The 14347-nt window shown below is 48.6% G+C and carries 10 protein-coding genes, 2 tRNA genes and 1 pseudogene; 10 read left to right on the top strand and 3 right to left on the bottom strand.

Annotated elements, in window-relative coordinates; genetic code table 11:
* Nucleotides 1-13 precede the first annotated feature (13 nt).
* Both carB and K6Q96_RS14090 read left to right on the top strand, forming a co-directional pair.
* Nucleotides 14-3247, top strand: a complete 3234-nt coding sequence (gene carB, locus K6Q96_RS14095; protein WP_251876530.1) for a carbamoyl-phosphate synthase large subunit — start codon at nucleotides 14-16, stop codon at nucleotides 3245-3247.
* A gap of 490 nt (nucleotides 3248-3737) precedes the next feature.
* Nucleotides 3738-4589 (top strand): magnesium transporter, encoded by an 852-nt coding sequence (locus tag K6Q96_RS14090; protein WP_251876528.1) that lies wholly within the window; start codon nucleotides 3738-3740, stop codon nucleotides 4587-4589.
* Here K6Q96_RS14090 and dacB read toward each other — a convergent pair.
* The gene (gene dacB / locus K6Q96_RS14085) at nucleotides 4564-5979 is read right to left on the bottom strand and encodes a serine-type D-Ala-D-Ala carboxypeptidase (RefSeq protein WP_251876526.1); all 1416 of its coding nucleotides are present in this window, start codon (nucleotides 5977-5979) and stop codon (nucleotides 4564-4566) included. The two genes, K6Q96_RS14090 and dacB, sit on opposite strands and share 26 nt — an antisense overlap.
* 102 nt (nucleotides 5980-6081) lie before the next feature.
* Entirely contained in the window at nucleotides 6082-7026 is a 945-nt protein-coding gene (locus K6Q96_RS14080) for a porin (protein WP_251876524.1), read from the bottom strand.
* Between the two features lie 476 nt (nucleotides 7027-7502).
* Here K6Q96_RS14080 and greA point away from each other — a divergent pair, with 476 nt between their 5' ends.
* Nucleotides 7503-7976 (top strand): transcription elongation factor GreA, encoded by a 474-nt coding sequence (greA, locus tag K6Q96_RS14075; RefSeq protein ID WP_197475417.1) that lies wholly within the window; start codon nucleotides 7503-7505, stop codon nucleotides 7974-7976.
* Nucleotides 7977-8057: 81 nt separating this feature from the next.
* Here greA and yhbY read toward each other — a convergent pair whose 3' ends face one another.
* A complete protein-coding gene (gene yhbY / locus K6Q96_RS14070; RefSeq protein ID WP_002540335.1) occupies nucleotides 8058-8354 on the bottom strand; it encodes a ribosome assembly RNA-binding protein YhbY in 297 nt (98 codons plus the stop codon).
* Nucleotides 8355-8485: 131 nt separating this feature from the next.
* Between yhbY and rlmE the strand changes: the two genes are divergently transcribed.
* From rlmE to K6Q96_RS14035, 7 genes and pseudogenes are all read left to right on the top strand, one after another.
* The gene (gene rlmE / locus K6Q96_RS14065; RefSeq protein WP_002540334.1) at nucleotides 8486-9115 is read left to right on the top strand and encodes a 23S rRNA (uridine(2552)-2'-O)-methyltransferase RlmE; all 630 of its coding nucleotides are present in this window, start codon (nucleotides 8486-8488) and stop codon (nucleotides 9113-9115) included.
* 50 nt (nucleotides 9116-9165) lie between these two features.
* Nucleotides 9166-11115 carry an ATP-dependent zinc metalloprotease FtsH gene (gene ftsH, locus K6Q96_RS14060; protein WP_251876522.1) on the top strand — a complete coding sequence of 650 codons (1950 nt, stop codon included), beginning with the start codon at nucleotides 9166-9168 and terminating at the stop codon, nucleotides 11113-11115.
* Nucleotides 11116-11202: 87 nt separating this feature from the next.
* Nucleotides 11203-12054 (top strand): dihydropteroate synthase, encoded by an 852-nt coding sequence (gene folP / locus K6Q96_RS14055; RefSeq protein ID WP_251876520.1) that lies wholly within the window; start codon nucleotides 11203-11205, stop codon nucleotides 12052-12054.
* Nucleotides 12051-13388, top strand: coding sequence for a phosphoglucosamine mutase (gene glmM, locus K6Q96_RS14050; RefSeq protein WP_251876517.1), 1338 nt, complete (start codon nucleotides 12051-12053; stop codon nucleotides 13386-13388). Before folP ends, glmM begins: the two co-directional genes overlap by 4 nt.
* Before the next feature lie 211 nt (nucleotides 13389-13599).
* Nucleotides 13600-13839: pseudogene (secG, locus tag K6Q96_RS14045) on the top strand (preprotein translocase subunit SecG); the annotation flags it as partial.
* A gap of 101 nt (nucleotides 13840-13940) precedes the next feature.
* Nucleotides 13941-14027, top strand: a tRNA-Leu gene (locus K6Q96_RS14040).
* A gap of 74 nt (nucleotides 14028-14101) precedes the next feature.
* Nucleotides 14102-14178, top strand: a tRNA-Met gene (locus K6Q96_RS14035).
* Nucleotides 14179-14347 lie beyond the last annotated feature (169 nt).

The raw sequence follows: 14347 nt of genomic DNA, 5'->3' as shown, positions 1-14347 counted from the left end.
GGAGTAGCAGAGAATGCCAAAACGTACAGATATTCAAAGTATTCTTATCCTTGGCGCAGGCCCGATTGTTATCGGTCAGGCGTGTGAGTTCGACTATTCAGGTGCACAGGCGTGTAAAGCGCTGCGTGAAGAGGGTTACCGCGTTATTCTGGTGAACTCTAACCCTGCAACCATCATGACTGACCCAGAGATGGCTGATGCGACTTACATCGAGCCAATCCAGTGGGAAGTGGTACGCAACATCATTGAAAAAGAACGTCCAGATGCGGTTCTGCCTACCATGGGTGGCCAGACAGCTCTGAACTGTGCACTGGATCTGGAAAAACACGGCGTACTGGCTGAGTTTGGCGTGGAAATGATCGGTGCAACGGCGGACGCGATTGATAAAGCAGAAGACCGTTCACGCTTCGACAAAGCCATGAAGTCTATCGGCTTGGAATGTCCACGTGCTGACACGGCGAAGACCATGGAAGAGGCTTACAAAGTCCTCGATATGGTGGGCTTCCCATGTATCATCCGTCCTTCTTTCACTATGGGTGGTACCGGTGGCGGTATCGCGTATAACAAAGAAGAGTTCGACGAAATCTGTCGCCGCGGTCTGGACCTGTCTCCAACCAACGAGCTGCTGATTGACGAATCTCTGATCGGTTGGAAAGAGTACGAAATGGAAGTGGTTCGCGACAAAGCGGACAACTGTATCATCGTGTGTTCTATCGAGAACTTCGATGCCATGGGTATCCACACCGGTGACTCCATCACGGTTGCACCTGCGCAGACCCTGACTGATAAAGAATACCAACTGATGCGTAATGCATCGCTGGCAGTTCTTCGCGAAATCGGCGTTGAAACCGGTGGCTCTAACGTTCAGTTCGGTATCAACCCGAAAGATGGCCGTATGGTTATCATCGAGATGAACCCACGTGTATCTCGCTCTTCTGCACTGGCATCGAAAGCAACGGGTTTCCCGATTGCAAAAGTGGCAGCGAAACTGGCTGTTGGTTTCACCCTTGATGAGCTGATGAACGACATCACTGGCGGTGCAACGCCAGCGTCTTTTGAACCGACCATCGACTACGTGGTTACCAAGATCCCACGCTTCAACTTCGAAAAATTTGCGGGCGCAAATGACCGCCTGACTACCCAGATGAAATCCGTGGGTGAAGTCATGGCTATCGGCCGTAACCAACAGGAATCACTGCACAAAGCGCTGCGTGGCCTGGAAGTTGGTGCGACCGGTTTCGACGAAATGGTTGACCTGGATGAGCCAGATGCACTGACCAAAATCCGCCATGAGCTGAAAGATGCAGGCGCAGAACGTATTTGGTATATCGCAGATGCATTCCGTGCGGGCATGTCCGTAGACGGCGTATTCAAACTGACGAACATCGATCGCTGGTTCCTGGTTCAAATCGAAGAGATTGTGAAGCTGGAAGCGGAAATCAAAGAAGGCGGCTTTGCTGGCCTGAATGCGAAAGTACTGCGCAAACTGAAGCGTAAAGGTTTCTCCGATGCACGTCTGAGCAAGCTGCTGGGTGTGAGCGAAAGCGAAATCCGCAAACTGCGCGACCAGTACGACATTCACCCTGTTTACAAGCGTGTTGATACCTGTGCAGCAGAATTTTCTTCTGACACGGCGTACATGTACTCATCTTACGATGAAGAGTGTGAAGCGAACCCTTCAGACAAAGACAAGATCATGGTTCTGGGCGGTGGTCCAAACCGTATCGGTCAGGGTATTGAGTTCGATTACTGCTGCGTACACGCGTCACTGGCACTGCGTGAAGACGGCTACGAAACCATCATGGTTAACTGTAACCCTGAAACGGTTTCGACTGACTATGACACCTCAGACCGTCTGTACTTCGAACCGGTAACACTGGAAGACGTACTGGCCATCGCGCGTGTCGAAAAGCCAAAAGGCGTTATCGTTCAGTACGGTGGTCAAACGCCACTGAAACTGGCGCGTGCGCTGGAAGCAGCAGGTGTGCCAATCATTGGTACCAGCCCTGATGCTATCGACCGTGCAGAAGACCGTGAGCGTTTCCAAGCGGCGGTTGAGCGTCTTGGCCTGAAACAGCCTGAAAACGCGACAGTAACGGCACTGGAGCAAGCGGTAGAGAAATCCCGTGAAATTGGTTACCCGCTGGTGGTTCGTCCTTCTTATGTACTGGGCGGCCGCGCAATGGAAATCGTTTACGACGAGAGCGATCTGCGCCGTTACTTCAACGAAGCGGTAAGCGTATCTAATGAATCACCAGTACTGCTGGACCGTTTCCTGGATGACGCGACAGAAGTTGACGTCGATGCAATCTGCGACGGCGAGCGAGTGGTTATCGGCGGCATCATGGAACACATCGAACAAGCGGGCGTTCACTCTGGTGACTCTGCATGTTCACTGCCTGCTTACACCCTGAGCCAAGAGATTCAGGACGAAATGCGCCGTCAGGTAGAGAAACTGGCTTTCGAGCTGGGTGTTCGTGGCCTGATGAATACTCAGTTTGCTGTAAAAGACGGCGAAGTTTACCTGATTGAGGTAAACCCACGTGCAGCGCGTACCGTGCCTTTCGTATCAAAAGCGACCGGCGCACCACTGGCGAAGATTGCAGCTCGTGTCATGGCGGGTCAGTCTCTGGAGTCACAAGGTTTCACCCAAGAAATCATTCCTCCTTACTACTCAGTGAAAGAAGTGGTTCTGCCATTCAACAAGTTCCCTGGCGTAGACCCACTACTTGGCCCTGAAATGCGTTCAACCGGTGAAGTCATGGGTGTGGGCGACACGTTTGCAGAAGCATTTGCGAAAGCAGACCTTGGCTGTGGCAAAACGTACACTGATCAAGGTCGTGCTCTGCTGTCTGTTCGTAACAACGACAAACAACGTGTTGTTGACCTGGCAGCCAAGCTTATCAAGTTGGGCTTTGAGCTAGATGCGACTCACGGTACTGCGGTTGTTCTCGGCGAAGCGGGCATCAACCCACGCCTGGTGAACAAAGTACACGAAGGTCGTCCTCACATCCTTGATCGCATCAAGAACGGTGAGTACAGCTACATCATCAATACCACTGAAGGTCGTCAAGCGATTGAAGACTCGAAGGTACTGCGTCGCGGCGCACTGGCAGAGAAAGTGAACTACACCACTACGCTGAATGCAGCATTCGCAACCTGCATGGCTCACGCTGCGGCTGACCTGTCGAAAGTGAATTCAGTACAAGAACTGCATGCACGTGTGGCAGAAAAGTACGGTAAATAATTAACAAAACAGCCCCGATCGATTTGGAGCTTGCGCTTTGAGTTGTGAGGGGAGACTAATGAGTCGGCAGTAAGCCGACCGTTACGATAACCTCCTTGCCCGCCTTAATGGTGGGCTTTTTTATGTTTTTAGTTTTTTGTCCTTGATATTTTTTGCCTTGTTTTTAGTTGAGTTCTTTTACGTTTTACATAGAATTTACGAGTCGCAATGCTGCGACTGAATTGGAGAAAACCATGAACGTTATCGACCAGCCTCCGAGTTGCAAGGGAAGCCTGTAATCCCAGACGGTAACATTCGTGATCATTTCGCGTTTCAATCGTCCGGTTGGAATGCTCCGCTTTAAAGCTCCTTTTTATTCCCTGTGCTTCCCGAAAATTCTGAGTGAGAAAACTGACTGTATTCGTATGTCGCTAAAAGGCTTCTGCACTTTTTCGTCTGAAATCAGTCGCTTTTCTATGGTCGTTACACCTAGCCAATCGGGAGGTTCGCTATGGCGGTAATGAACGCTACTTCGCTGGGAAACCAGCCAACTGCTTTTGCTGCGAGAGAAATTGAAGCAGCAAGAAGCGCATTTTTATTTCATGAAAACAATGAGCGTGTTCGCTTGCTCTCCGTGATGCCCGTTAGTGAGGCGATTGCAGTATTAAATCAGTGCCCAGTGGCATTGGTTCGACGGCTGCTTGATGACTTGGCTGAAACTGGGGAGGTAGTACGTGTGAGGCAAATTGCCACTGGACTTGGGCTTATAAGCTCAGAAGCAGAGCCTGATGGCAACTACTTGACTAACTCGGTATTGAGCCATGTCCGTCAACGGATTGGTTGGATTGTCGGATTAGCACTGCTTGGCATTGTTTCGGGACTTATCATCTCGCACTACGAGGATACATTGAGTCAGCTCGTGTTACTGGCTATCTATATGCCTGTCATTGCAGCTGCAGGCGGCAATGCAGGCTCGCAAGCCGCGACACTGGTAGTCAGGGCGCTGGCTATGAATGAAGTCGGACCGGGACAATGGCTGCTCGTGATGTGGAAAGAAGTGAGGATCGCGTCGATCATCGCTATTTCCCTTGCCGCTGTCATCATGGCAAGGGTGATGTTATTCAGTGATGACAGTGCGCTGCCAGCAGGCATGACCTTAATTGATATCGCCATAGCCATAGGCCTGGCACTGAGTATTCAAGTAACAATTTCGACCACACTTGGCGGAGTGCTGCCTTTGGTGGCAAGAAAGCTCAAGCTCGACCCTGCCGTGTTGGTCAGCCCTGTGTTGGCGTCAGTGGTTGATATCAGTGGAATGGCGATTTACTTCGTCACTGTTAACGCATGGTTAGGCTTGACGTGAGTAGTGCCTGATAAAGTTCCCGTTCAAATTGGGTGATCGGGCTGGCGACATTGGCTGGCCTGTCATCCGATTTAGGGATGTGATAGTTCGTCACCAATTGCACCACCAAGATATCTTTACCTTGCTCGTTTTTAAGCACACCAGCGAGATTATAGCTTCCGTAGACCGAGCCTGTTTTTGCTGAGAGTCTTTGCTTTAAAGGGGCATGGCGTACACTGGAGCGGTACTTTAAAGTGCCGTCAACACCAGATACCGGCAACATGGTAAGCACGCCAAGATTTGGGTTTTCATATACATACTGCATGACATTCATTAGTTGAGATGCGGTCATGCGGTTGTTTCGTGAAAGGCCAGAGCCATCAACCATTACAGCATGGGTTAAGTCTAGCCCTGCCTTTTCCTGCAAGATAGCTTTCACCGCAGCGGCGCCATTGGCGAAGGTGCCAGCTTTACCGAAGTATCGATGACCCATGGTTTTAAGCAGATTGTCAGCGAGTAGGTTGTCAGAGCGTTTTAGCATGACTTTTAGCAAGGCATCACGGGTATCCGAGGAATGTTTTGCCAGAAAAGTGCGGTTACCTTTTGGGGAGCCAACACGAATACTGCCATCCAGTCGAATAGCGGCCGTTTTTAATTCATCAGCCAATACATCTTCGACATACTTTTGCGGATTCTGAACAGCAAACTTGAGAGGGAGAGGTTTCGAGCGTTGTTGCAAGCATCCACTTAGTTGATATTGGTTGTTATTGTCGTAGTGAAGTTCCAAAGCGCACAGACTTGCTTCCTGCTCGGCTTTTGTTACGACTAGAGCGTCTGTGCTCACTTGTACAGGTTGGTGCTCAGGAACAAAAACACGCGTTTTCTGTCGGCCCTTCTCACTGTAAATTGAACCTTGTACACAGTTTCTTTCAAGAGCGACAGCGCTGGATGGGGCACTGTAGCAGACCCCAAGAATATCCCAAGGCCAGCCAACTGCTCTTTCATACCCGGAAAAAACAGTCCCATCAAGCCAAACATCTCCCCTAATACGCTTCACACCTTTTGCTTTGAGAGCGCCAACCAAGAGTTTGAGATCTTTTCGCGTCAGTGTTGGGTCACCGGAAAAAGTAAATACGATGTCTTTCCCTACTTGATCCACGCTTGTTTCGAACGCAAAGCTTTTCGGCAGATAAAGACTTGCTGCAAGTGCCGTTACCACTTTCTGGGTGCTGGCCGGTGGCAACAGAATGTCTTCATCAACGGAAAGGATGGAAGAACCAGAATTTGCATCTTGAACTGAAAGCGCAAGCTGACTACCAGCAGGGAGCATGGCCTCAATTTTATTGAGGGGTATGGCGAAAACTGAAAATGAAAAGGGGAGTAAAAGCAGAAGGGTAAGAAGGCGCACCATGATTTCTCCGGTAAAGAAGGCAGATCCAGTATGGTACAAAAAACGCCTACACGTAGGTAGGCGTTTTGATATTCAATATTAAGTCTTTAACTTAACAGAGAATTAGAAGTCGTAACGCAGACCGAATACCATCTCGTCTTCCGCATCTTTCTTAGTAGCAACTTCATTTTCATTTAGCAGATTGAAGTTGTAAGAAACGTAAGTGCGGAAGTTGTCGTTGAAGTAGTGAGTTGCGTCAACAGCGATAGAGTCGTAAGTATCTGACTTAGTTGAGCCAGCTTTAGATTCAGCGTTGTTGTAAGTCGTGGTGAACTTGGTGTTACCCATTTTGTAAGCAGCAGCCAGTTCGTAACCAGTCAGGTCTTTTTTCACGCCAGACAGTTTCTCTTCGCCATCTTTGTACAGTGCTGCAACGTAGATGTTGTTGATTGAGTAAGAGATAGCTGCTTCGATTTGGCTTTCAGTCAGCTTAGCATTGGTGTCTTGGTCAGCATAACCCAGACCCATTGCCAGACCGTTGTCCATTGCGTAAACCGTACCCAGAGAGTAACCTTTCTCAACAGAGTCGTTCTCGCCAACGTAGTTCGCTTTAACAGTCAGACCACCGAACTCACCAACATATGCAATGTTGTTGTCTGTACGGTCAGCAACGTCGATTTTAGAGCTTGCACCAGCACCGTGGTAAGACATGATATCAGTGAAGTCTGTGATCATGCCCAGAGAGCCGTCGTTCTTACCGTAAGTTACCAGACCAAACTCAGTACCGATACCTGCATAGATGTAACGGTTCTCGTCACCCTCTTTGTCTGACTTAAATTCGCGCTCGAAGAAGCCAACACCGTATGCACCCTCAGCGATTTGGGTTGTACCCAGAACGTTGATACGCACGCGGCTGTTGTCAGTCATATCGCCATCTTGAATAGATGCGCGAGCTTCAGCGCGACCGCCGATAGCCATAGAAGAAGTGCCGTCGTTAAAAACTTCAGCAGCAGAAACAGAGGTAGAAGCTACAGCAGCTACAGCAAGAGCAATCAACTTTTTGTTCATTACGTTGTCCTTTATATGAATTTGATTTTCGTGACGTTATCTCCAAACGCCGCGATGCCTTGTTTGTAACCGCTCCCGATTTGGGACTGTTAGTAAAACAATCAAAAAACAAATAGAAAACACTGTTTTTTATATGATCCAAGATTTTTAATGTATTTAATAACAGTGGGTTATAACTTTTTCATAAGGTTCATTGAACATGGGAGGGTTTAGAACTTTTTATATTTGATTGCGAACTAAATCTCCGTATTGTTGGTTTGATGTGTGACATGTATTTGAGAATTATACTCTAAAGTATGTTTCGGTTTTTTCGCTCGTGGTCTTGGAGAGCCCGGCTTTCAAATCGTTGGTGACCTGAGCAGATAACTTGTTTACACTGAGATGAAAGTAATTCGTTGGCTGCGCTCAAACTCTGTCTGGGCGTGGCTTTGTTTTTGCCAAAACATATGGTTTTGGTCACAGAGGTAATGTCATTTATGGATAAAGTACCAATGACTGTGCGTGGCGAACAGCAATTGAGAGAAGAGCTGGACCGCCTGTTAAAACGCCGTCCGCTAATCACTCAAGCGATTGCAGAAGCGCGCGAACTTGGTGACCTGAAAGAGAATGCGGAGTACCACGCTGCTCGAGAAGAGCAGGGCATTTGTGAAGCACAAATCCGTGATATCGAGTACAAGCTTTCTGTCGCTCAGGTGATCGACATTGCGAAGATGCCAAACAACGGCAAAGTTATCTTCGGTTCTACTGTAACGCTTATCGACTGCAACACCGATGATGAGGTGACTTACCAAATCGTGGGTGATGACGAGGCGGATATTAAACAGAACCTAATTTCTATCAACTCGCCAATTGCGCGAGGCCTTATCGGTAAAGAAGAAGGTGATGAAGTGTCAATCACTGTGCCGGGCGGTGTGAAAGAGTTTGAGATTGATAGCGTAGAATACGTTTAAAGGTTGGATGCCTGCCGCCGATAAAAATGTTAGCGATTGTTACAGGCACTATACGTAAAAAAGGCCGCTAAGCGGCCTTTTTTATTTGCGTGGCAATTCGATCTTGCGCTCTTCGCTTTGACGGTACAGAACCAGAACTTTACCGATAACCTGTACTTTCTCTGCTTTAGTTTCACGAACGATTGCGTCTACAATCAGGTTCTTAGTGTCGCGATCTTCTGATGCCACTTTCACCTTGATCAATTCGTGATGATCGAGAGCGATTTCAATCTCAGCAAGCACGGCTTCTGTCAGGCCATTCGCACCCATGAGTACAACCGGCTTCAGGTTGTGTGCAAGACCTTTCAGATACTGTTTTTGTTTTGTGCTTAGATTCATTGATGACTCGATTTATTGTTTTATCGGGGTTGAAAACGTGACATTCTACCGCCATCTCTATCCAAACTGAACAAATATCCCCCTGAATCATTCGCAAGATCTTTGCGGTAGTAGTGTGGGCTAGGTAAAACATGAGCAAAAAGAAACACTCAGCGAGCTCCGGTCGCTGGTTGAAAGAGCATTTTGATGATAAATATGTTCAGGAAGCCCAGAAAAAAGGCTTTCGTTCGAGAGCAATTTTTAAACTCGATGAGATCCAGGGGAAAGATAAGCTGCTAAAACCGGGTATGACTATTGTGGATTTGGGTGCTGCCCCTGGTGGTTGGTCTCAATACGCAGTAGAGCAAGTCGGTGATAGTGGACAGGTCATTGCCTGTGATATTCTGCCTATGGACTCTCTTCCTGGCGTGGCGTTTTTGCAAGGCGACTTCCGTGAAGAAGCGGTGCTGAATGCGTTGCTTGACCGTATCCAGCCAGACATGGTTGATGTGGTGATGTCAGACATGGCACCAAATATGAGTGGAAACTTGGCTTCAGATCAGCCACGCGCCATGTACCTTGTTGAGCTTGCATTGGACATGTGTCGTGAAGTCTTGGCACCGAATGGTTCATTTATTGTCAAAGTTTTCCAGGGTGAAGGCTTTGATCAGTACTTGGCTGAAGTGCGTAAGATGTTTAAAGCGGTTAAAATCCGCAAACCTGATTCCTCCCGTGCACGTTCGCGCGAGGTCTACATTGTGGCTACAGGCTATAAACTGTAGTACTCTACCATTATTAATATAGTTTTTGCGAGGCTAACACCTTGAGTGACATGGCAAAAAACTTGATTTTATGGCTGGTTATCGCTGTCGTATTGATGTCTGTGTTCCAAAGCTTTGGACCAGGTGACAGTGCTGGCCGTCAAGTCGACTACACAACGTTCGTCCAAGAGATAGGACAGGATAAAATACAGGATGTACAGTTCGATAACCGGGAACTGAAAGTGACACGTCGTGATGGCACTGGTTATGTCACGTATATGCCTGTACTCCAAGATCCTAAACTGCTGGATGATTTGATCAACGCTAAAGTTCAGGTGCGTGGCACACCGCCTGAAGAACCAAGCATTCTTGCATCTATCTTCATCTCTTGGTTCCCGATGCTTCTGCTTATCGGTGTGTGGATTTTCTTCATGCGTCAAATGCAAGGCGGTGGCGGAAAAGGCGCGATGTCTTTTGGTAAGTCAAAAGCGCGCATGATGAGCGAAGAGCAAATCAAAACCACTTTTGCCGATGTTGCTGGCTGTGATGAAGCAAAAGAAGACGTCAAAGAGCTGGTTGATTACCTGCGCGACCCAAGCCGTTTCCAGAAACTGGGTGGTAAGATCCCGACCGGTGTTCTTATGGTTGGTCCTCCTGGTACTGGTAAAACCCTACTCGCAAAAGCCATTGCGGGCGAAGCAAAAGTGCCTTTCTTCACGATTTCTGGTTCCGATTTCGTTGAAATGTTCGTGGGTGTGGGTGCATCACGTGTACGTGACATGTTCGAACAAGCGAAGAAGGCATCACCATGTATCATCTTCATTGATGAGATTGACGCAGTTGGCCGTCAGCGTGGTGCTGGTTTGGGCGGTGGTCACGATGAGCGTGAGCAGACCTTGAACCAAATGCTGGTTGAAATGGATGGCTTTGAAGGTAATGAAGGCATCATCGTCATTGCAGCAACTAACCGTCCAGACGTTCTTGACCCAGCGCTGTTGCGTCCCGGCCGTTTCGACCGCCAGGTTGTTGTTGGTCTGCCAGATGTTCGTGGTCGTGAGCAGATCCTGAAAGTTCACATGCGTAAAGTGCCATTAGGCAGTGATGTTGAAGCATCACTCATTGCTCGTGGTACCCCAGGCTTCTCGGGTGCAGATCTGGCTAACCTTGTCAACGAAGCAGCACTGTTTGCTGCACGTGGTAACAAGCGCGTTGTTTCAATGGTTGAGTTTGAATTGGCGAAAGACAAAATCATGATGGGCGCAGAGCGCAAGTCTATGGTGATGTCTGAAGAGATAAAAGAATCAACGGCATACCACGAAGCTGGTCACGCTGTTGTTGGCCGTCTGGTGCCTGAGCACGATCCTGTGTACAAGGTCTCTATCATCCCACGTGGACGTGCGCTGGGTGTAACCATGTACCTGCCCGAGCAAGACCGTGTCAGTATGTCCCGTCAACACTTGGAGTCGATGATTTCAAGCCTGTACGGTGGCCGACTGGCTGAAGAGCTCATTTACGGTGTAGACAAAGTGTCTACCGGTGCATCTAACGACATCGAGAGAGCTACAGATATCGCCCGTAAGATGGTGACTCAATGGGGCTTCTCTGAGAAATTAGGTCCACTGCTTTACGCTGAAGACGAAGGTGAAGTGTTCCTGGGTCGCTCAGTGACCCAGAGCAAGCATATGTCTGATGAGACAGCTCGTCTTATCGATGGTGAAATTCGTGAACTGATTGACCGTAACTACCTACGTGCGCGTAAGATCATCGAAGAAAATATGGACATCATGCATGCGATGAAAGATGCATTGATGAAGTACGAAACTATCGATGCTGCACAAATTGATGACCTGATGGCAAGACGTCCTGTTCGTGAGCCTGCAGGCTGGTCCGCTGACGACAGTTCAGATAATACACCGACCAAGCCAAGTGCTGACGCCAGCGCTAGCGACGTTCCTCCGTCTTCGGACGAAGTGGAAACTGGCAACAAGTCAGTTGACCCAGACGGTAAGTCGGAAGCGTAATTGGTGATTCAAACCGACAAAACCCCGGGCTAACTCGGGGTTTTTCTTTTATCTGTAGAAAATTCTCTGCCCGAACAAAGCCCTCATATGAAACTCCTCAGTAAAAATAAAACCCTTGATCTGTCTTCTTCACAGGTAATGGGGATCCTCAACGTGACCCCTGATTCGTTTTCTGATGGCGGACAATTCAACCGGTTAGATACAGCTCTCCATCATGCTGAAGCCATGCTAAAAGCAGGCGCAACTATTTTGGATATTGGCGGTGAATCGACCCGTCCTGGTGCCGCAGACGTTTCCTTGGAAGATGAGTTGGAACGTGTGGTTCCTGCTATTGAAGCTATTCGTTCTCGCTTTGATTGTTGGATATCTATAGATACCAGTAAAGCAGGAGTTATGCGTGAAGCCGTGGCTTCCGGTGCCGATATCATCAATGATGTTCGTGCTCTTCAGGAGCCACAGGCATTGGAAGAGGCAGCAAAAGCCAACGTACCCGTTTGCTTGATGCATATGCAGGGACAACCGCGCACCATGCAAACCAATCCTACTTACGATGATTTGTTTGGAGATATTTTTAGCTTCTTTGATGCTCGCTTGAAGGCGTGTGAAGGTGCAGGAATCGAAAAGAGCAAGGTTATTCTTGATCCGGGATTTGGTTTCGGGAAAACACTGACACATAACTACCAGCTACTTGCAAAGCTGGAAGACTTTCATCGATTTGGCCTACCAGTTCTGGCAGGAATGTCACGAAAGTCTATGATTTTTAAATTATTAGAAAAATCCCCAACTGAGATTCTCGGGGGGAGCTTAGCTTGCGCCACCATTGCTGCTTTGAAAGGGGCTCAAATCATCCGCGTTCATGACGTAGCTGAAACCTCAGATGTCGTCCGTGTTGTGAACACAATGCGAGAAGCAGCAGGAAAATTTGGAGATACACAATGATAGAACGTAAGTACTTCGGCACCGATGGTGTCCGCGGTAAAGTGGGCCAATTCCCAATCACACCTGACTTTATCCTCAAGCTTGGCTGGGCGGCAGGTCGCGTACTGAGCCAGCAGGGCACAAAGAAAGTACTGATTGGTAAAGACACGCGCATTTCTGGCTACATGCTGGAATCGGCGTTGGAAGCTGGGCTTTCAGCTGCAGGTCTGCAGGCTGCATTTACGGGACCAATGCCTACCCCAGCAATCGCTTACCTTACGCAAACATTCCGTGCTGAAGCGGGTATTGTGATTTCAGCTTCACACAACCCTTACTACGATAACGGCATCAAGTTCTTCTCATCCGAGGGAACCAAGCTGCCGGATGCCATTGAGCTTGCGATTGAAGCTGAGCTTGAAAAGCCTCTGACCTGTGTAGAATCGGCGCAACTAGGTAAGGCAAAACGTATTGTTGATGCCGCAGGTCGCTATATCGAATTCTGCAAGGGCACCTTCCCTTCTGAAATGAACCTTAAGGGTATGAAGATAGTTATCGACTGTGCCCACGGTGCGACCTACCACATTGCACCTTCCGTGTTTAAAGAGCTGGGTGCGGATGTTATCGCAATGGGTGTTGAGCCGAACGGTACCAACATCAATGATGAAGTGGGTGCTACTGATGTACGTGCGCTTCAGGCTCGCGTAGTTGAAGAACAAGCCTTGCTTGGTATTGCTTTTGATGGAGACGGTGACCGCGTCATCATGGTTGATCATGAGGGCAACAAAGTCGACGGTGATCAGATTGCTTATATCATCGCCCGTGAGTCACTGCGCCGCGGTGAACTGAAAGGCGGGGTAGTGGGCACATTGATGACCAACATGGGCATGGAAGTTGCGCTGAAAAACCTTGGCATTCCATTTACCCGAGCCAAAGTGGGCGATCGCTATGTGATGGAAAAACTGTTGGAAAACGGCTGGACGATCGGCGCGGAAAACTCAGGTCATGTCATTTTGCTGGATAGAGTGACGACGGGTGATGCGATTGTTGCGGCGTTGCAAGTGTTGGCAAGTGTTGTCGGTACCGGTATGTCTTTAAAAGAGCTGTGCGACGGCATGAGTATGTTCCCACAAGTGCTTGAAAACGTGCGTTTCAGTGGCGATAGCGACCCTCTGGAGTCTGACGCTGTTCTTTCAGCGAAAGCCTCTGTTGAGGCTAAACTTGGCGAGACAGGTCGCGTGTTGCTGCGTAAGTCTGGTACTGAACCCCTGATCCGCGTTATGGTGGAAGGCGAAAATGCGGATGACGTAAAAGCTTACGCATTGGAAATTGCAGATGCGGTGAGAGCAAACTGCTAATTCCAAAGTCCTTACAAGGATGGTGATGGGGCGGGAGCGTCCAGTTGGTCACAAGATGTGCAAACGAAATGAAAAGTCCTGTTTTTTTGCATTTTTCACTTGTTTCACCTGCTGGCATTCGTTAGTATTCTCCCGCTCCCAATGATGGGAGTTGCGCTGGTGAACTTGAATTGGTCATCTGGCTCAACAATTTGGAACATAGGTGGAACCCATGTACGAAATTCTACTTGTGATTTATCTGTTGGCCGCACTTGCTGTTATTGGCCTAGTACTGGTTCAACAAGGTAAAGGCGCAGATATGGGAGCCTCATTTGGGGCTGGAGCATCAAACACTGTGTTTGGCTCTGGCGGCTCTGGAAACTTCCTCACCCGAATGACCGCGATCTTCGCGACGATATTTTTTATTCTCAGCCTAGTGCTAGGTAATCTGACTGCAAAGCAGACCAATGCTGGCGGAGAATATGACGACTTGAGTGTTCCAGTAGAACAAATCGAGTCAGGTGATGTTCCAGCTGCTGGTAACAACAGCGACATCCCGAATTAATACCTTTCGCTGAGGTGGTGGAATTGGTAGACACGCTGTCTTGAGGGGGCAGTGCCTTAACAGGCGTGCGGGTTCAAGTCCCGCTCTCAGCACCAATTTAAAAGTCCTGAATAAGGCCATTGCACTTGAATTAGTGCATGAGGCGACGATATAATGTGCGCCGTTCGGACGCGGGGTGGAGCAGCTTGGTAGCTCGTCGGGCTCATAACCCGAAGGTCGTCGGTTCAAATCCGGCCCCCGCAACCACTTTGAGGTGATTGTTTATAGAGACCAAAACAGTCACTGGTCATGAGAAATCATGACATCAGGGTCCAGTTACATTAAACCCCGACATTCGGGGTTTTTTGTTATCTGAAGATGACCATTCGGATGGATGACTGGGCTTTTAGGCCCTTTTTTTATTTCTGGGGTTTGT

The organism is Grimontia kaedaensis (assembly GCF_023746615.1).
Taxonomy (GTDB): Bacteria; Pseudomonadota; Gammaproteobacteria; order Enterobacterales; family Vibrionaceae; genus Enterovibrio; species Enterovibrio kaedaensis.
The sequence above is the reverse complement of the archived record's forward strand: the minus strand, read 5'-3'. Positions and strand labels throughout refer to the sequence as shown.